Source organism: Patiriisocius sp., from assembly GCF_051252435.1.
Classification (GTDB): Bacteria; Bacteroidota; Bacteroidia; order Flavobacteriales; family Flavobacteriaceae; genus Patiriisocius.
Window position 1 is genome coordinate 42499 of sequence record NZ_JBPOFW010000008.1, and the last position, 19010, is coordinate 61508.

Here is a 19010-nt window from a genome sequence, read left to right on the forward strand (position 1 = left end):
TGAATTAGAAATAGTGTGCCAAATCATACCAAATTGTATGAAGAATGCTTCCAAAATCAAAAGACCGTAGGTCAACCGTAGTACGGTTATTTTTTAAGAGAAAAATTTGACTGTTATTCCTCGCTTTTGTCCATTTCTATGAGTAATGAGGTAGAAAGTTCATCGAGAAAAAGTGTTCTACTATTCTTACGGTTTTTAATATCCTGAAAGGTTTTGTAGATGTCCTTTGGTTCAATATCAAATAGCTGTTGTAATTTTTTTGAAACTTGCATTATGCTTTGATTATCCTGTTTGCCCAATCCTTTCGCACACAATGCGTAAACCAGTTCCACGTAGTCTGTATTAGAAAAAGGCCAGTCCATCTTTTCTATTTTCTTGACGCCATTTAGTTTGCCGTTTAGTCCTTTCCTAATCCGATGCTTTTTTTCATCCAAGTAAACTACCAATAAATCGTAAGCTATGTATTTACCGAGTAGCATATCTCTCGGTGTACAAAACTCTGGGTCTTGAAAATAAAATTTAGAAGTTGTGATGTGGAATGTTTCGAGGTAATCTCGTGTGTAGTATTCCTTATCGAAATGGGTAGCACCGGAATTTACATAACGCCCAAAATCAATATTGTAAAGAAAGAAACGATTGATTTTATTGATTTTCTTCTTAATCGATTTTAGTTGGGCATCCTTATCGCCCTTGGGAAGTTGAATCTCAAAAGAATGTATTTCTGAAAAGTATATCAGTTTAATGAGTGGAACCTGCTTAGTTTTCTTGAAGAAATTTATTTCATCTTGAATAGTTTTAAATTTTGTTTCAATTATATCTTTCTTATAGGCACTTAATAATTTACGGCAGGCCTTTATGGAACGATTAGCACTTTCCAAAATGTTTCCATTTTGGATTTTAATTTCATCCAGATCCTTTAGAAGTTTTTTTGATAGTAATTGCGAATTCATAAGCAGGAACTTTTAGGTAATAAGCCATAGAAATGGGATTTAGTTGATACGATTGGTTAGCTGATGTCATAGTCCTGCAAAATGTTATAAATGAAAGTCACGAGTCATAAAATTAGTGGCTCATTGGTGTATTTTAGGGAACTCTTACTAAAGTAACTTTACTTCGTAATTGTACAAGGAAAACGTACCGTATATAATTACGGAATAGTCCGTATTTTTCTACGGATTATTTGTGAAGTATTGCAAATAGTGGGTTCTGTATAGAATTGAATTTGCTTACTTTTTCTTCTTGAATCGCTTCAAAAATTCACGCCTATTCTTTACACCTGTCTTTTTGAAGATATTTGATGCGTGTTTTGATACGGTACTTTCTGCAATGAATAAGTCTTTGGCGATGTTTCTGTAGCTTAAATTACTTAAAATTGACAAAGCCACTTCGATTTCTCTACGGGTCAAATCTTCATATATAATTTTACGCTCTACCGATTCGTCACGTTGTTTTTTCTTTAATGCAAAGACTTCATACATTCGGTTATTGTTTTCTATGAAGTACAAATACCTATCTGCTTCAATCGCTGTTATGGCAAAGAAAGCCAGATTCATTACGGTAAATGTTATCCATTGATAATCGCCGATGACTGTGCAAATAGGTAATAAGGCAATACTTGCTATACTTACCATTGAGAGTTTGTTTCGTCTTACTATGAAAGGATTTGGATTGCTGGGATTTGATATTCGACGATAGAAAATAAACAGAAAAACAAAAGCGATAGCAGAAATAGGAATGGTAAATAGAAAGCGTGCAGAATTAAGGGAATCGGTCAGAAAATAAGGGATTAGAAACAGTACCACAAAACTCACGCTTGCGAGTATAGCAAGGTTTCTTATGGATGAATTGAATTTCAAAACAACAATATCGTATTCTTTATAGAGGTAGTAAACTATATAGACACACAAGGCGATGGCAACACCATAGGTAATAATATACTGCAAAATAAAAGGACCTGGGAAGTTGTCAATTGGTAAGAAACCACCAGTAGCATTATAAGCAACAAACAAGATTCCGAGGTAGAGAAAACGCCTTAGACTACTGCGCGTTTTCTTTCTGGAAAAGTAGAGTGTAAGCAATACTATGAACGTATCTATTAATAGATAAAAAAAAGTCGTCCAATGTATCGATGTGCCAAACATTTACTCTACTTTCCATTGCGCTCAAATTTGTTGGTTTCTAAATTCTTGGAAACATTGTTCCAATTAAAGATTTGTCCGTTCATAGCAATATAAACACCCGGTTTTAGAAGCTGTAATGAGCTAATTGCATACCCTAAATTAAAAGGTGCATCTGTGTCTGCAGATGAACCCAAAATGAAAGACCCAGCCAAAACTATTGTCTTGTTCAAATTGAGTTTTCCTATATATTTTGCGGTATCTTTCATCGTGAAAGTACCGTGGGTAATCAGTATCTTAGTCGCATTAGTTTCCTTTATCTTGCTAACCAATAGCTTTCTGTCATCATCTGTTATGGCTCGACTGTCTTTTTTGAAGACACCTTCGATGATATATTCAAAATCGACATTTGCTTTATTTAAAAAATCTTCAATCCCTACGTCGGATGAAGTTATACCACTATCATCTGTATAATCCAACCCTTCGATTGTACCGCCTGTTGTGAATATGTGAATCATAATTAAGGACTTCCTCTACTTATAAAGATAGCGCTAATTTATTTGAAACCCCCTTTATATCTTCGGCCAAGATAGCACTCTAAGAGTCCTGCCACTTCATTTTCTGCAATCTAACTGCATTGAGAATAGCGAGCAAAGCAACACCAACATCGGCAAACACAGCTTCCCACATTGTTGCTAATCCACCTGCACCAAGAATGAGGACAATAACCTTTACACCAAAGGCAAGCCCAATATTTTGCCAGACAATTCGTCGAGTTGAACGACCAATTTTAATCGCTCTTGCAATCTTACTGGGTTGGTCGGTCTGTATGATAACATCGGCTGTTTCTATGGCTACGTCGCTACCCAAACCACCCATCGCAATACCTACACCACTTGCTGCCAAAACTGGTGCATCGTTTATGCCATCGCCGATAAATGCGACTTTTGTTTCAGGTTGTTTTTTAAGCTCTTCGACTTCATTCAGTTTATCTTCGGGTAACAACCCACCTTTTGCCCAATCGATATTTAACTCTTTTGCAACTTGCTGTGTAATAGAGTCCTTGTCGCCTGATAGCATTATAATTTTTGAAATTCCTGAATCCCGAATTTGTTCAATGGCTTGGTGCGCATCATCCTTTAGTTCATCTGCAATAGTTACATAACCTGTAAAATTTCCATCAATGGATACCATAACGATTGATTCTACGATACCATCTGTTTCCGAAGGGACTTTTATGTTGTTTGAAGTCATCAAAGCTTTGTTTCCTACCAACACCGTTTTCCCATTGACTGTTCCTTTCAACCCTTTTCCTGCAACCTCTAAAACATCAGTCGCTTCATAATCTGAATCGTCTGCTTTATATTCGAGAATCGCCTTGGCGATAGGATGAGTGGATTGCTCTTCCATCGCCATCAAATACTTCATAAACTCGGCTTCCTCAAATGTGATGGAATTGATTTCCTTGATTTTGAAAACACCTTTGGTAACAGTTCCTGTTTTGTCCATTACGACTGTGTTTACTTGGGTCATTGCATCGAGAAAGGATGCACCCTTGAATAGAATACCGTTTCGTGATGCCGCACCCAATCCGCCGAAATAGCCCAAAGGAATAGAAATAACCAGCGCACACGGACACGAAATCACAAGGAATATCAATGCGCGATATAGCCAATCCCGAAACACATAATCATCTACAAAAAAGTAAGGTAAGAACGTCAGACCGATAGCAAGAAAGACAACAATAGGCGTATAAATTCTCGCGAACTTTCTTATAAATAATTCAGTTTTTGATTTTCTGGCAGTTGCATTCTGCACCATATCCAGAATTCGTGCAATGGAACTATCCTTAAATTCTTTAGTAGTCTCAATTTCAATTACGCCATCGAGGTTGATGCTTCCAGCAAAAACAGTATCGCCTTTAGCAATAGTATCAGGTTTGCTTTCGCCTGTCAAGGCAGCAGTATTAAAAGAGCCCTTTTCAGAAATTAAAATGCCATCAAGCGGAACTTTTTCGCCAACGCGTACCTGAATCTTTTCGCCAATCTCAACAGTCTCGGGATTTACGGAAACAAAATCGTTATCACGATAAACCAAAGCTTCATTTGGTCTTACATCCAGTAAAGCTTTAATGTTTCTTTTGGCTCGGTTGACCGCTGCATTTTGAAACAGTTCACCCACAGCATAAAATAGCATTACGGCTACACCTTCGGGATATTCGCCAATGGCAAATGCCCCTAAAGTGGCAATCGACATTAAGAAAAATTCTGTGAAAAAATCGCCATTTTTAATACTGTTCCAACCTTCCCTTATAACAGGAAAACCAACGGGTATATAGGCAACGGTGTACCAGACCACTCTGACCCAGCCTTCAAAAAAAGGAAAGGTGTCAAAGTAATCAACCGCAATCCCGATAATAAGCATCACAAAGCTGAAAATTGAGGGCAGGTAAGTCCTAAAATTGGAAACATCTTCGGGACTGCTATGGTTATGGTCATCGTCGTGACTGTGCTCGCCTTGGTGTTCTTTTGGTTCTAAGTCACGTAAGTTTACTTTTTTCTTTTTCATATTGCAAAATACTTACAATTATGGGTGCAATGGAAGTGCATTTATTATCTACTACACTTGTCGCAAATTCCTTTTACAACCAAATTCACATTCTCTGAAACAAAACCATCTGGCACTTTTATCTGTGGGATTTTGTGTTCCGTCAAGCATACGGTTTCGCAACAATTGTTACAATGAAAATGCAAATGCAAGTCGGTTTCAATCTCACAATTGCACCCTTTTTCGCAGAGGGCATATTTTGTTATTCCGGTGCCATCGTCTATTTGGTGGACAATTGCCTTTTCTTCAAATGTTTTAACCGTTCTGTATAAGGTGGTTCTATCTGCTTTCGCGAAAGCATTCTCGATATCTGTCAAGGCGACGGCCACTTCTTTTTCTGCAAGAAATTTGTAAACCAGCAATCGCATTGCCGTAATGCGAATATCTTTTTCTTCTAATAGTTGTTCTATTCTCTTCATACTTAATCGTTGTCTTCGTTACCAAATGGCTTTATAATAATTCCAACGCTGAAAATAAAACCGTCTGTTGGCGCGTATATTTCGGGAAAAATCGGGTCTTGGTGTGGCGGTAAAACCAAGGGCGAAAACCTGCTTTGTCGTCTATCTGTAAAATTTTCAAAATTCACAAAAGCACTTAAATACTTAAAGTTTCGCATCAAGAGCAATCCCATTGTTACAAAATCGGTAGTCTCGGTTCCGTTGGATAAAAACTGCTTTCCGGTGTAAAATGTTTCGTACCCTATGCGCCATTTATCAGATTCGTACATCAGTACACTACCTGCGTTGTGCTTTGCGGTCAATGGTTTTTGAGGATTGCCGGCAAGATAATGCAGTTTTGTGTCAATAAACGCATAGTTTAAAAACCACCTAAAATCTTTGTAGGTAAATTTGATATTTGTTTCAGCGCCTTTGCTAAAAATTTCATCGGTTGCATTTTCAAACTGAAAGAAACCGTTATCCGTTGAATTCAACAACAATGCATCATTAATCGCAGTCAGGTAGAAAAGTTGGTTGATGGAAAATCCAAACGTATCAAATAATCGTGTTTGATAATTAAAGTCGAGGTTAACACCATACGATTTTTCGGCGTCGATGGCGTTCTTATCAATACCGAGTACATTTTCAAAATTGATGAATTCTGCTTCTTCGGTAAAAATGTCGGGAATTTTATAGCCCAATCCGCCACCGATTCTGCTTGAAAAACCATTATCATTTTTATAAAGCAATGACATTCTTGGAAGTGGGAAAAAACCGAAATCTGTATTATAATCTGCTCGTAGTCCGGTTTCTAAAATCCAGTTATCATCAATATCGAAGATATTATTAATGAATGCACCGTATGTTAAATGGGTTTGGTCACGCTGTAATGATGCGCTGTCATTTTCATCAAAATCTGAAGAATATATGTTTGCGCCAACAATCCAATCGGTTCTATTGGCTGACTTTTGATAGTTAATTTCTGAAAACGTATTGATTTGCTGTCCTTCAAAACTAAAATCGGGTATAGTCAAATCCCTATCAAAATAGGCAACACTATTTTTAATATTTAAGGAACTAACCGAATCTATTTGCGTTGAGTAAACTGCCTGACTGCTCAATCGTTTTGAGACGTTTTCTTCTGTATATTGATGAATGCCGTTTTGGCCACTTTCAATTTTTGTAATATCGCCACCTATTCTGTCGTCATACGTACCGTTTAAACCGAACCAAAACGTTGTTTTTTCAGAAGGATAGTAAAAGAATTTTGGGTTGAATGAAATAGAAGTAGTTTCGGGCAAATTACTGAAACCGTCGTCTTCTGGGTCATACGCCTTTTGAAAATGACCCGAACCGTAAAGTGTAATGCCAAAGTGTTCGTTTCGCTTGCTATAAAATACATTAGCGGTACTTCCCAATGCTTGTGTTTGTGTGAGCATAATATCCAATGCTGGTTCATCGTCAGGCGTTTTGGAAACCATATTTACCAAACCTGCAATTGCGCCACCACCATAAAGCGTTGATGAACTACCTTTAATTATTTCAAACTGCTGTAAGTCCAAAGGCGGAATTTGCAGAATGCTCAAACCGCTTGAAAAGCCACCATAAAGTGGAAACCCGTCTCTTAAAAGCTGTGTATATCGTCCATCAAGTCCTTGGATTCTAATATTTGTGTTAGCGCTGCTCAAAGAAGTCTGTTGCATTTGGATTCCCGTACTTTCACGAAGTACCATTGAAATATTGGTTGGGTTCATTATGGCTTTTTCGCCCAATTCTTCGGCGCCAATAAATTCTATCCTTGTTGGTGTCTTTCGAACGGTTCTTGTACTTCTTGATGATTGTAGGACTACTTCGTCCAATTCATTTCCGCCAGCTTCGAGTTTGAAAATGAAATCTGACTCACTCGGAATTTGGATGTTTATTTTTAGGGTTTTAAAACCCAAATAGGAAATTGTTATTTGATATTGCCCGTCACGCATATCCGTAAACGTTGCAATTCCATCAAAATCGGTTATTGCGCCTTTCTCAAGTTCTTCGAAATAGACTGTTGCCCCCAATAAGGGTTCGTTATCAGATTCTGAAAGGACTCTAATGTGAAGGTCTGTTGTCTGCGCTTTGATTGAAAAGCACAGAAATAATATGAGCATTGTGCTCAAAAGGTATTTATTCATTTTAAATGTAAAAATTTGATTAACTAAAATGTTGACTTCTTGTCTTTGTTTAGCTAATCAACTGTGGCGGTTGCCAGATATTGGGAAGAAAACCGAAACGGTAATTTGATTGATAGGTAGAAAAATCTATAGTAGAAATCTTGAAGTTGAGTTTTAAATCGATTGTTTGGATAGGTTCGTACGCAATAGTCATTCCACAACAATTACAAATACAAGTAATGGGACACGAATCATCGCTATCTTCTTGATGATTGTGATTTACACCTATTTCGTCCTTATGTTGGTCTTCAGCATTATTGCCATCAGAGCAAGGTTTTATAGTCAAGACAAGTATTAGTAATGATAATATGAGTGTAACAAAATTCATTGGCACAAAGGTAAAAATATTTTGGTGCAACTGGGTTGCAAATAATTACTACAATGACTCAATCACACTACCACAAGTCAACATTGCATCACCATAGTATGGGTTTCTTATTTCTGCTTCAGTACTTAACCATACTGCGCCTTTATTATTATTTGCCATTGGGCATTTTTGGACATAATAATTTGTCAAGTTTTCTATGTTCATAGCAATAGGCACAATGTTCTCATTAAGTATCACAAAATGTGCGCGCTGGTTTTCCAGATTGTCATTGGTGGCAATGGCATCAAGCATCTCAATACTTTTGGTAAGATGTTGCTTTTCCATTTTGCCTAATTCCGTTATAGATATTTCCTTTAATTTTTTTGATGTCGCTTTCGCGAAAGTGGAAATCTTACCAGGATCGCTCACTACAAATGCGTCTTTCATTTTAAGATAGGATTGCAGAGCTTCATTAAAGGCAGAGCTAAACGCATTACTGAAACTCATTTCCATATCGCCCATCATAGCTGATTCATCCTGCATCATCTGCTGATTCATCATTGATTTTTTACCTTGCAGTTGCGCAGCTGCATCTACTGTAAACGTTCCATTTGTTACTATTTCATCGCCATTATTCAGTCCAGCTGATACTTGGTAATTCTCGCCAGAGCGATTGCCCAAGGTTACTTCGCGCATTTCAAAAACAGGTTCATTTGGATTGGTTTTTACATATACCAATGAACGCTCGCCCGTCCACAGTACAGCACTTGCGGGAACAGAAAGGGTGTTTCCCATAGTTTGTGTTGCGCCTTTGACCTTGCCCGTCACAAACATTCCTGGCTTAAATAAGTCATCTCGATTTTGTAGGGTTGCACGCACCGTTACCGTTCGTGTGGCATTGTTAAGCATAGGGTCGATGAAAGAGATAGTTCCTTCAAATTCCTTATTGGGATAGGCATTGGTCGTGATGTTGATTTTTTGTCCAACCTTAAATTGTGCTATCTGATTTTCATAGCTATCAAATTCTGCCCAAACAGAATTAAGATTGCTCAATTTCACAATAGGCTGTCCTTGATTTACATAATCGCCCTGCGCTGACATTACTTCTGAAACAGTTCCCGAAACGGTTGCATAAATCGGAAAGTTCTCACGTACCGTTCCACTTTCTTCAATAGAATTAATTTGTGAGTCCGAAAGTTTCCAATTTTTTAGTTTATTGCGCACAGCTTTGTATAACGCTGGTTGCGATGCTTTCAGCGATGCAGCTGTAATTAATTCCTGCTGCGCCGCGACAAGGTCTGGCGCGTAAATGGTTGCCAGTAACTGACCACGGTTTACTTGCTGACCTTCATAGTTGACATTAAGTCGTTCTATCCTACCTTTAAAATAACTGGCTTGCACGGTATTATTTTCTTCGTTTGCAGCTATTTTTCCCGAAAGGGATATCATACCGTCATCATCGCTGGATTGTGTATTACCTACGATAGTGGTCTGGATATTTGCCAGCGCCATTGCGTTTTCGGTCATTTTAATCTCGTTTGCAGCGAGACCTTCAGCACCAGCTTCCGCAGGGATTAAGTCCATTCCACATATAGGGCAATCACCAGCTTCGGGTTGCATTATCTGTGGGTGCATTGAACACGTCCACATTTGGTCTTCGGTTTCGCCAGAGTGGTCGTGGTCTGACATTTCAGAAATATCCTTATTTGAAGCACTCGACCCATTTCCAAAAATGAGCCAGCCTGCGCCCAAACCTATAATTACGGCTATTGCTATATATAAAATGTTCTTGTTCATAATCTTATTTTTCGTTTTCTAAACGTTCAATCATTTCTTTCATTTCGGCAATTTCTCTTCTTTGTGCCTTGATGATTTCTTCTGCCAATTTCTTGACTTCTGGGTCTTGGATATCTGCACGCTCGCTGGTAAGAATTGCGATTGAGTGGTGTGGTATCATTGCCTTCATCCAGAGTACATCGCCCACCGTTGATTTTTGGTCGCGTACCAGTCCTAATGCACCTACAAATAGAACGATACTTCCCAAGACTATGGCTATGTTCTTCTTTTTATTTTGGTACATACCACGCATTGCCACAAACATTATGATGGCCATCGCAGCAATACCAAGACATACCATATAGAATCGTGTAAGACTAAACCAAACGTGGTCCCATTCATAAGTATTTAAATACATCGTGATATACATTGCTACAAAAGAGCAAGCCAACATCGCTACAAAACGTGTATAATGGTTTTTTGATTTTCCTGAATTTGTGTGTTCGTTTGCATTCATAATTTTTGGTTTTATAATTAGTTATTAAATTGACTTTGTTCGCAGTCTAAGTGCATTGGCAATTACTGATACTGAGCTGAAGCTCATTGCCAAAGCCGCAATCATTGGCGATAAGAGTATTCCGAAAAAGGGGTACAGCAGTCCTGCCGCAATCGGTATTCCTAATGTGTTATAAATAAGTGCAAAAAAGAGGTTTTGCTTAATATTGCGCATTACTACGTGACTAAGATTACGTGCCTTTACAATACCGTGCAAATCCCCCTTAACTAAGGTAATGGCAGCACTCTCGATAGCAACATCCGTTCCCGTGCCCATTGCGATACCTACATCGCTTTTAGCCAATGCAGGTGCGTCATTAATACCATCACCTGCCATTGCAACCACTTTACCTTGCTCTTGTAATTTTTCGACTTCTTGCAACTTATTTTCTGGTAGCATACTTGCTTGAAAATCTGCAAGGTTCAGTTCATCTGCAACAGCTTTGGCGGTGTCGTGATTGTCGCCCGTAAGCATTATGACTGCAATTCCCTTATCCTGCAAATCCTTGATAGCTTTTGCGCTCGTTTCCTTTATTTTATCACCTATGACCACGTAACCAGAAATTTTACCATCAATGGCGAGATAGGAAACCGTCTTACCTTGCTTTTGATAAGATTGCGCTTCGTTTTCCATCACTTGAGTAAGTGTAGCATTCGCCTGTTCCATCATTTTGGCATTTCCTAAAGCCACTTCTTTTCCGTTCACTTTCCCTTCAACACCTTTTCCAGTAACCGCACTAAAACTATCAGCTTTTAAAAATTCTGCGCTTTGTTCTTTTCCATATTTTACCGTTGCTTCCGCCAAAGGATGTTCACTTTGGCTATTAAGGGATACAATGTATTGTAGCACTTCGCTTTCGCGAAAGCTTTCATCAAAAGAACCCACTTTTTCAACTGTAGGTTTTCCTTCGGTAATAGTTCCAGTTTTATCAACGATTAGGGTATCAACCTTGTCCATTTTTTCGAGTGCTTCGGCATTCTTGATTAGTACACCATTTTGTGCGCCTTTGCCGACACCCACCATTACTGACATTGGTGTAGCAAGTCCCAAAGCACACGGACAGGCGATAATCAATACGGCGATTGCATTGACCAAGGCATAAACATAGGCGGGTTCTGGTCCCCAAATTGCCCAAACACCGAATGTTATGGCAGCGATTATGACAACGACAGGCACGAAATATCCTGAAACGGTATCTGCTAATTTCTGAATTGGCGCACGGCTACGACTGGCATCATTGACCATCTGTATAATTTGTGAAAGAAGCGTATCAGAGCCTACCTTTTCGGCTTTCATCAAAAAGGATTGGTTACCATTGATTGTTCCGCTACTTACTTTATCATCTACTGATTTGTTTACGGGAATAGGTTCGCCCGTAATCATTGATTCGTCGATCGAAGTTTCACCATCGGTTATTACACCATCCACAGGAATTTTATCGCCAGGTTTTACACGCAGAATATCATTTAATTCAATTTTATCAATGGCTACTTCTTGTTCTTGTCCATCTACTACCTTTACCGCTTTATTAGGTACTAATTTTAAAAGTTCCTTGACCGCTGAATTAGTCTTGCTATGAGCACGAGCTTCAAGCATTTGACCAAGTAGTACCAAAGTTAGAATGACCGTGGCCGCTTCAAAATAGACGTGAACCGTACCCGCTTCAGTCTTAAATTGGTCAGGGAAAAAGTCAGGTACGAGCATCCCGAACACACTAAATAACCAAGCTACACCTGCACCAATGCCGATGAGCGTAAACATATTAAGGTTCCACGTTATGATACTGCGATAGGCACGTTCAAAGAACATCCAAGTGGCATAGAAAACCACAGGAATGGAAAGTGCAAACTGAATCCAGTTCCAGTATTTTAGCTCTAAAACATCGTACAAAGGATTGTTAGGAATCATCTCGCTCATTGCAATTATAAAAATGGGCAATGTAAAGGCTACGGCAATCCAGAATTTCTTAAGTAGTTTTTTATAGCTCTTTTCCTCTGCGGACAGATCAGGTTCCATAGGCACCAAATCCATACCGCATATAGGACAACTACCAAACTCGTCTTTTATGACTTCGGGGTGCATAGGACACGTCCATTGCTCTGATGTGGTTGCAGAAAGATTAACTTCTTCAACCAAATCCATTCCGCAAACAGGACAATCGCCAGGCTTGTTGTAAGTCTTGTCGCCTTCACAATGCATCGGGCAATAGAATGTTCCTGTACCTTTTCCTTTGGGTTTCTCAACTTTCTTCTCATCGTGAGTTTTATGATGTTCCCCATTTTTATGGATGCTGTACCGTCCACCATCAGCTTTCAGCGCTTCTTGAAATTTATCGATAGGAATATGGGATTCCATTTCTATGGTCGCTTCGGCCTTTTCGAGATTGACAATTGCATTTGTTACACCTTCGACTTTAGATAGTGTCTGTTCAACGTGGCTTCGGCAACCGTTACAGGTCATTCCGTGTATATGATAGGTGTGTTTCATTTTTCAGGTAGTTTTAAAATCATTTCGTTTCCTATTAATAGTTCATCCACGTGTCCTGCGAGAGATGCATCATTGGTTTTGAAGTGCATATGAACAAAGCTTGAATGATGAGTGAAAATAGTTTTGTGCGCTTCAGAATAAAATCCAATAATTTCAACAGGCTGTTCTGCTATTAAACCATTAAGGCCAGCCTCTTTGTGTTTTTTATGTGTGTGAGTTTTATCGCCTTGCGGCCAATCGATAACGTGCCAATTTAAACTTTCGACCTTTCCTTCTATTTTAAAAGGAAATGGTTTTTCAAGCTCAATACCTTTTAAATCTGCTTGCTCTCGAATGAATTTTTCTAAGGCTTCCAAATTTTTTAAAGAAGATGGAATCATTACTTCTTCCCAATCCTCTACTTGAGACCAAACCAGCAAAGACGCATTTGTTTTAAAAGATTGGTCTATTTTAATTGAATTATCAATTACTATTGAGTTCAATGGTTGCCCATCAAAAATTTGAATTTCCCCTTTAAGATTTTCTACTGCACCCAGCGCATATAAATGTGGCTTCTGTTTAAGTGAATCCAATGAAACTGTGGTACTCAAATCCCCAGACATCATTGTTTTTAATGCGCCAGAATGATAAACCGAACCTTTATATTCTTGCTCTTTACAAGCAGAAAGAAAGATTACAGTTAGTAAGATAAATATTGAGCTATGTTTCATTTTTTTAATTTTAAGTAGAAATATATTGCCAGAATTATATCCACCACGATACAGATAAGCTCGTAATGCGGCGGTAATTCTATTTGAAAATCGATGAGTAAATGTGCCAAATCCCAAATTGCGTGCAATCCCAAACCCCAGACAATTAGCAGCGGTTTTTTTGTGATTGCATAATATGAAATAAGCAAAAAGGCAATCGCCTGTACGCTCTCTACACCTAAGGCCCAATAATTAGCACCTGCAAAGCCAACATAAATAAATGCGATGGCAGTTAGAATGAGTGCACCGCTATACAGCTTCTGAAATTTGAACAATTCCAAAACACCGATAATCAATGCTGCTGATATGACGCCGATTAAAATTTGCATTAGTTGATAAAAAATTTAGTGATTAATCCACCTGCCAACCATATATAGCAAGCGATAGCGACATACTTTAAAATGGTTTCAAGCAATGGACTTTTTGGCGCCATCTCGCTCATTGAATGTTTTACATCTTTTTTCTTGAAAAATCCCAGATAAATGAGATATCCTGAAATGGCAAGGAAAGCGATATTCAAGTAAAAGGTATAATCCAATTTAAAATGTTCTTTATCCTGAATGGTAACCTGTGACGGATCTGGCAATATGTTCAGTAATTCAAAACTATAATGAAGGGCAAGTGCCGTACCTATTAGTGCTGTGAATAATAGGAATACAATGAAAAATGACATTTTCCAGCCATAGTATTTTGCGTTGATACGTAATACCGGAAAAACCACCAAATCACTAAAAATAAATGCCATTACACCTGCAAAACTCACACCTTTACCAAATAACAAAGCTGCCAATGGGATGTTACCCATCGAGCCTATAAAGGTTAAGAATGCAGCAATTGGACCTACGACTATATGTTCCAATATTTCAAGAAACGTAAAATCTGTATTACCCTTACCACTATTGATAAATAGCGTTTGAAAAAATGAATCAGGTACAAAAGCCGCGACGATACCTGCGATGGTAAAACCTACGGTAACGTCCTTCCAGACCATCTGCCATTCCATCTTGTATTTCTTGGCTACTTTTGCCCAGCTCGATTCTTGCTGTATTTGTTTTTTCCAATCGGTGGAATCATCCATCTCTTCATCGTCGCCTTCGCTTTCAAGATTTTTACGGGCTTTCTCGATGAGTTTTTTCGGGTTGATAAGGCGTATCAAAATCCAGCAAATGAGAATGAGCAAAATACCGCCCACATATTCGCCCACTACAAACTGCCATCCCAAGAAAATGGAAATGATTATACCAAGCTCGATGACAAGATTTGTAGATGCCAGTAAGAAAGCGATAGATGAAACAAAGCTGGCACCTTTCTTAAAAATGGACTTGGTAGAAGCAAGTGCGGCAAAGCTGCACGAGCTACTAATAAATCCAAAAAAAGTTCCAAGAAGTACACTCTTCTTTTCATTTTCGCCCATTGTTTTCTGCATCCGTTTTTCGGTTACAAAAACCTGTATCATACTACTGATGATGTAGCCCAAAATAAATGCCCACAACGCCATCCAGAAAAATCCGGTAGTCGTGTATGCGGCTTCGCCCCATTGTTCTAAAAATTTATCCATCTCTACAATTATTTGTGCCTAATACGAGAAAGGTTCTAACTAACCAACCATCGATGAAAAATCACTTTCCCGTATCAGGACTTAATCTTTTTGTAGGCTTTCCATATAACCTATAATTTTTTTTACAGCTGTACTGTCCAATCGTGCGCCACCGTGTATGAGTGTGTAACTTTCCAACGGCATTTCGCCACTTTCTATCTGCTTTATAATGGAACGCAGCTTGCTGTTTTTCCTACGGCTGGAATAGGTGTCCCATTCATTAAAATTTAGTTCATCCTTTCCTTCCTTGATGTGGTCTTCCAGATACCAAGCGGCAGGCTGTATCTTACTGTACCACGGATAATCTGTATTGTTACTATGGCAATCATAGCAGGAAACCTGCAACTGATTATTAATAGTTGCAGGTACTTGATTTACTATCATAAAATCACTTTGTGGTATGGAATCGCTCTCGTTCAGGGTTACTGGAAAGAACTGAATCACTACCAACGCCACAAGGGCAATCCACGCTATGATTTTAAGAAACTTCAATTAGTTGATTTCTCGTTGAACCTTTCCGCATCTCAACATTTGGCTTCCGTAGTAAGGGTTCAAAACATTTTCTTCTTTGCTTAACCACGCTGTACCGCCGTCATACATTGGGCAAAATTGCTCGTACAGTTTCGCTTGTGTACCTGTTATGGCAACCATATCAGTCACATCTTTGCTCAAAATCTTAAAGTGCTCACGCTGGTGCTTGATGTCACTTTCTGAAATATGCTCTGCGTGTTCTGTAGCATCTTCGATAATGTCATTTAATTCGGATTTTTCATCATCAGAATAGTTTGAAGCATCAAAGGACTTGAGAGATTGAGCCAAAGTGCTTCCTAATTCTTTTGCCTTTTCATTGTCATCGCCTACAAGCGCATCTTTTAAGTTGAAATAATCATTCAGGATTGCTTCTGCTTTTGCATCTTGGTTGTCACTCATCGCCATATCGTCTTTGTCATCCATAGACTCTTGCTGCATCTCATTACTCATAGGTGCAGCCGGTTCGTTCTTGTTTCCATCTTTGCAGGAAACCGTTAGTACCATTGTGGCAGCAAGTGCCATCATTCCTATTGTTCTTTTTACTGTTTTCATTTTTGTTATTTATTTAAGTTAATAATTGTTCTAAAATCTTAATGACAGTCCGCCACCAGCGCCAAAGCGGTTGTCGTAACTTCCCATTAACGAGAAATTTCTGCTAAGTACATATTCCAGTCCAACTTGCCACGTGGTTTCTTCTTTAAAGTCCTGACCTTCGGGTAACTTGCCGTCCCAGCCAAAATCCATCTGGTATTCATACTCGCCGTAAATTCCCAATCGTGGGAAAATCATAAAGCCAGTACTGAAACTTACCTGCGGACGCAGTTTGCTATCTATTCTGAAATCTGAATTAATGAGCAATGGCATTAACCATCGTACACCAGCAATGGCGGTCGTGTTTATTTCTTCAAGGCTATCTTCGCCTTCATTCTCTACGTTTACACCACCAAATACACGGAAGTAATCATTGAGATAGCGCTCATATGTGAACTCTGCTTCCAGATTTTTGTTCCAGCCATATTCGCCCCTTAAGGCAAATTGATTTCTAATATTTGTTGCGGTAGCGTATAGCTCGGTCATATGACTTGCAGCCGTGATTTCGCCCCAAGTAAATATGTGGTCTGCTTCATTAGTAAGGTTGGTAAGTGGATAATCATTTAGACGCTGGTCACGAGGTGTATCATAACTAAAAACCCTTGCCATCCCGCTCATCATATGATAAAGGATGTGACAATGAAAAAACCAATCACCGGTTTCATCAGCAGCAAACTCAAATACAACTTTCTGCATTGGCGCCACGTTTACTGTATGCTTTAGTGGCGAATACTCGCCGTTCTCATTCAATACTCTAAAGAAGTGACCGTGTAAGTGCATTGGGTGGTGCATCATCGTGAGATTATTGAGCGTAACACGCACGACTTCGCCTTGTTTGATTTTAATTTTATCGGTTTCTGAAAGTGGAACACCGTTGATAGACCAGACGTAACGGTTCATATTTCCAGTAAGGTTGAACAGCATTTCCTTTACAGGCTTATCGTTTTCAAATACGGTCTTTTCAGGCGACCGTAAATAGTTGTAATTGAATTCTGGATTACCGCCTGTTTTCATATTATCACCTACGACTTTATCCTTTGGAACCATATAGCCCATCTTCATCCCGTCCATTTTCATATCGCCATTCATTTCCATATTGGCCTTGCCTTTGTTCATCTTCATTTCGGTCTTAGACATCTTCATTTTGTCGTCTTTCATATCCATTTTAGCGTGAGCCATTTTGGTAGAATCCATCGCCATTCCATCCATTTCCATCTTTTTATCTTTCATAGACATACCATCCATTTGCATACCGCCCATTTCCATCTTATACTTTTCCATTACTTGAATGGAATCGTTGTTAGAGGGATTGAATTTTGAGGCAGGTGCGCCCATTTTCATTCCCATAGACATCATTTGCTTCATATTCTTGATAAGATTGGGCTCTTGAACTACAGGTGCTTCCAATACATTTCCAGTACCTATAAATGCCGAAGCTTCGCCAGAACCATCCTGTGCCGTGGCGCGCACTTGCAGTTTTCCATTTTCTGGAATCGTCACTATAAAATCGTAGGTTTCAGCAACACCTATCAAGGTTTTGTTATGCGGTACTGGAACGACATCCAGCCCATCGGCAGATACGAGCATCGGATCTTCGCCACCAAATGTGAGCCAGAAATAGGACGCTGCGGCTGCGTTTACAAATCGAAGTCTCACACGTTCGCCAGGCTGAAAATCTGGGTAATCCTCTGAAGCACTACCATTGATAAAAAACTTGTCAAAATAATTATCTGAAATTGCCATATCCGGCATACGCTGCCAAGCCATCTTTAACTTGGCACCTACCGCACCTTGTGCAATTAATTTATCAAGACTTTGAACCTGACCTTTTTTAATCAAGTACCATTCGTTACCACGTTTTAGATTTTTAAGTTGGGATTTAGGACTTTCATCTATCCAATCTGATAGTACAAACACTAAATCTTTATCATATTCTAAATCAGTTTCTTTTGGGTTGATTTGGATGGAACCATATACACCACGTTGCTCTTGCAGACCAGTATGCGAGTGATACCAATACGTTCCAGATTGTTTTAATGCAAATTTGTACTGTTGGGTTTCGCCGGGATTAATAGGTGGCGTTGTTAGATATGGAACACCATCATAGAAATTTGGTAGGATTAAACCGTGCCAATGGACAGATGTTTCCACATCCATATTATTGGTCACATTTATAATGGCAAACTCGCCTTCATTGAACTCAAGATTGGGTCCAGGTATGCCGCGATTAATTGTCATCGCCTGAACATCCTTACCAGTAAAGTTTACGGTTTTATAATCGATGGTTAGGTCATAAACTCGTTCTGGCCAGTTGTCAACATTTTCTTCAGTCTCGTTCGCTACCAATTGAGCTTTTGCACCAAAAGCGATGAGCATTGTTAGAAGTAATGTGATTTTATATTTCATAGTATTTAATTTTATTTTGATAAAATTACCGCTGTAAATCAACAGCTTGTGTCATAATTATGGTTGTTATCTACATAATTTTGTCCAAGGAATTCCTAAAATTTTTCTGTTGGGATTTATAAGCTGTCAGGCTCATTCCCGTCTGATTTTTAAACTGACCGCTCAAATGATTGATATGGCTATAACCCAGAAGTTGTCCCATTTCAGTAAAATTGAGTTCCTTGCCTTGAATCAATTCTTTAACCTTTTCAATTTTCAATTTGATGAAATACTTTTCAATGGTAATTCCTTCGGTAAAAGAGAATACCTTAGAGATTTTTGAGTATTCTTGGCCTAATGCGTCTGCCAAATGCACGGATAATTTCTCATTGAGTTCTAAAGGCAATTCTTGCAATGCTTTTATCAGTTCTACCTTGACTTGCTCTGTGAGTTTTTCTTCGGTACTGCCAATAAGGGAAAAACCATTACTCTCAAGCAGTTTTTTTAATTTTTCGATTTCATCGTCGCTCTCGATATCGAGTCGCATACGGCCCAATTCGATTTGTAAAAGTTCGATATTTTGATTATCCAGTTCATCTTTTAAGACCTTGATACATCTATCACAAACCATATTTTTTATGTAAAAATCTTTGACCATAA

General features: G+C 38.7%; 17 protein-coding genes. All 17 read right to left on the reverse strand.

Going from position 1 to position 19010, the window contains the following annotated elements; translation table 11 throughout:
* Positions 1-113 precede the first annotated feature (113 nt).
* Complete coding sequence (locus tag ACSHW7_RS14465; RefSeq protein WP_435680079.1) at positions 114-950, reverse strand: RteC domain-containing protein; 837 nt, start codon at positions 948-950, stop codon at positions 114-116.
* A 276-nt stretch (positions 951-1226) separates the two neighbouring features.
* Complete coding sequence (locus ACSHW7_RS14470) at positions 1227-2078, reverse strand: LuxR C-terminal-related transcriptional regulator (protein WP_435680080.1); 852 nt, start codon at positions 2076-2078, stop codon at positions 1227-1229.
* Between the two features lie 68 nt (positions 2079-2146).
* Positions 2147-2635 carry an asparaginase domain-containing protein gene (locus ACSHW7_RS14475; protein ID WP_435680081.1) on the reverse strand — a complete coding sequence of 163 codons (489 nt, stop codon included), beginning with the start codon at positions 2633-2635 and terminating at the stop codon, positions 2147-2149.
* Positions 2636-2714: 79 nt separating this feature from the next.
* A complete protein-coding gene (locus ACSHW7_RS14480) occupies positions 2715-4685 on the reverse strand; it encodes a heavy metal translocating P-type ATPase (protein WP_435680082.1) in 1971 nt (656 codons plus the stop codon).
* Positions 4686-4729: 44 nt separating this feature from the next.
* Entirely contained in the window at positions 4730-5143 is a 414-nt protein-coding gene (locus ACSHW7_RS14485; RefSeq protein ID WP_435680083.1) for a Fur family transcriptional regulator, read from the reverse strand.
* Between the two features lie 2 nt (positions 5144-5145).
* A complete protein-coding gene (locus ACSHW7_RS14490) occupies positions 5146-7332 on the reverse strand; it encodes a TonB-dependent receptor (protein ID WP_435680084.1) in 2187 nt (728 codons plus the stop codon).
* Between the two features lie 49 nt (positions 7333-7381).
* Positions 7382-7699 carry a DUF6660 family protein gene (locus ACSHW7_RS14495; RefSeq protein WP_435680085.1) on the reverse strand — a complete coding sequence of 106 codons (318 nt, stop codon included), beginning with the start codon at positions 7697-7699 and terminating at the stop codon, positions 7382-7384.
* Between the two features lie 48 nt (positions 7700-7747).
* On the reverse strand, positions 7748-9475 hold the full coding sequence (locus ACSHW7_RS14500; RefSeq protein ID WP_435680086.1) for an efflux RND transporter periplasmic adaptor subunit: 1728 nt from the start codon (positions 9473-9475) through the stop codon (positions 7748-7750).
* Positions 9476-9479: 4 nt separating this feature from the next.
* Positions 9480-9971 (reverse strand): DUF305 domain-containing protein, encoded by a 492-nt coding sequence (locus ACSHW7_RS14505; RefSeq protein WP_435680087.1) that lies wholly within the window; start codon positions 9969-9971, stop codon positions 9480-9482.
* A gap of 24 nt (positions 9972-9995) precedes the next feature.
* The gene (locus ACSHW7_RS14510; protein WP_435680088.1) at positions 9996-12497 is read right to left on the reverse strand and encodes a heavy metal translocating P-type ATPase; all 2502 of its coding nucleotides are present in this window, start codon (positions 12495-12497) and stop codon (positions 9996-9998) included.
* Positions 12494-13207, reverse strand: a complete 714-nt coding sequence (locus ACSHW7_RS14515) for an acetolactate decarboxylase (RefSeq protein WP_435680089.1) — start codon at positions 13205-13207, stop codon at positions 12494-12496. The genes ACSHW7_RS14510 and ACSHW7_RS14515 overlap by 4 nt, the downstream gene beginning before the upstream one ends.
* Positions 13204-13575, reverse strand: a complete 372-nt coding sequence (locus ACSHW7_RS14520) for a DUF6010 family protein (RefSeq protein WP_435680090.1) — start codon at positions 13573-13575, stop codon at positions 13204-13206. Before ACSHW7_RS14520 ends, ACSHW7_RS14515 begins: the two co-directional genes overlap by 4 nt.
* A complete protein-coding gene (locus ACSHW7_RS14525; RefSeq protein WP_435680091.1) occupies positions 13575-14804 on the reverse strand; it encodes a permease in 1230 nt (409 codons plus the stop codon). Before ACSHW7_RS14525 ends, ACSHW7_RS14520 begins: the two co-directional genes overlap by 1 nt.
* Positions 14805-14885: 81 nt before the next feature.
* Positions 14886-15335 (reverse strand): heme-binding domain-containing protein, encoded by a 450-nt coding sequence (locus ACSHW7_RS14530; protein WP_435680092.1) that lies wholly within the window; start codon positions 15333-15335, stop codon positions 14886-14888.
* Positions 15336-15926 carry a DUF3347 domain-containing protein gene (locus ACSHW7_RS14535; RefSeq protein ID WP_435680093.1) on the reverse strand — a complete coding sequence of 197 codons (591 nt, stop codon included), beginning with the start codon at positions 15924-15926 and terminating at the stop codon, positions 15336-15338.
* A gap of 30 nt (positions 15927-15956) precedes the next feature.
* Entirely contained in the window at positions 15957-18371 is a 2415-nt protein-coding gene (locus ACSHW7_RS14540; protein WP_435680094.1) for a multicopper oxidase domain-containing protein, read from the reverse strand.
* Positions 18372-18441: 70 nt separating this feature from the next.
* Positions 18442-19008, reverse strand: a complete 567-nt coding sequence (locus ACSHW7_RS14545; RefSeq protein ID WP_435680095.1) for a response regulator transcription factor — start codon at positions 19006-19008, stop codon at positions 18442-18444.
* Between the last annotated feature and the right edge of the window lie 2 nt (positions 19009-19010).

Excerpts from the sequence above, each read along its gene's own strand:
- ACSHW7_RS14480 (WP_435680082.1), bottom strand. The coding sequence starts at position 4,685 with ATGAAAAAGAAAAAAGTAAACTTACGTGACTTAGAACCAAAAGAACAC.
- ACSHW7_RS14520 (WP_435680090.1), bottom strand. The coding sequence starts at position 13,575 with ATGCAAATTTTAATCGGCGTCATATCAGCAGCATTGATTATCGGTGTT.
- ACSHW7_RS14535 (WP_435680093.1), bottom strand. The coding sequence starts at position 15,926 with ATGAAAACAGTAAAAAGAACAATAGGAATGATGGCACTTGCTGCCACA.
- ACSHW7_RS14515 (WP_435680089.1), bottom strand. The coding sequence starts at position 13,207 with ATGAAACATAGCTCAATATTTATCTTACTAACTGTAATCTTTCTTTCT.
- ACSHW7_RS14505 (WP_435680087.1), bottom strand. The coding sequence starts at position 9,971 with ATGAATGCAAACGAACACACAAATTCAGGAAAATCAAAAAACCATTAT.
- ACSHW7_RS14485 (WP_435680083.1), bottom strand. The coding sequence starts at position 5,143 with ATGAAGAGAATAGAACAACTATTAGAAGAAAAAGATATTCGCATTACG.
- ACSHW7_RS14465 (WP_435680079.1), bottom strand. The coding sequence starts at position 950 with ATGAATTCGCAATTACTATCAAAAAAACTTCTAAAGGATCTGGATGAA.
- ACSHW7_RS14510 (WP_435680088.1), bottom strand. The coding sequence starts at position 12,497 with ATGAAACACACCTATCATATACACGGAATGACCTGTAACGGTTGCCGA.
- ACSHW7_RS14525 (WP_435680091.1), bottom strand. The coding sequence starts at position 14,804 with ATGGATAAATTTTTAGAACAATGGGGCGAAGCCGCATACACGACTACC.
- ACSHW7_RS14500 (WP_435680086.1), bottom strand. The coding sequence starts at position 9,475 with ATGAACAAGAACATTTTATATATAGCAATAGCCGTAATTATAGGTTTG.
- ACSHW7_RS14495 (WP_435680085.1), bottom strand. The coding sequence starts at position 7,699 with ATGAATTTTGTTACACTCATATTATCATTACTAATACTTGTCTTGACT.
- ACSHW7_RS14475 (WP_435680081.1), bottom strand. The coding sequence starts at position 2,635 with ATGATTCACATATTCACAACAGGCGGTACAATCGAAGGGTTGGATTAT.
- ACSHW7_RS14545 (WP_435680095.1), bottom strand. The coding sequence starts at position 19,008 with ATGGTCAAAGATTTTTACATAAAAAATATGGTTTGTGATAGATGTATC.
- ACSHW7_RS14490 (WP_435680084.1), bottom strand. The coding sequence starts at position 7,332 with ATGAATAAATACCTTTTGAGCACAATGCTCATATTATTTCTGTGCTTT.
- ACSHW7_RS14540 (WP_435680094.1), bottom strand. The coding sequence starts at position 18,371 with ATGAAATATAAAATCACATTACTTCTAACAATGCTCATCGCTTTTGGT.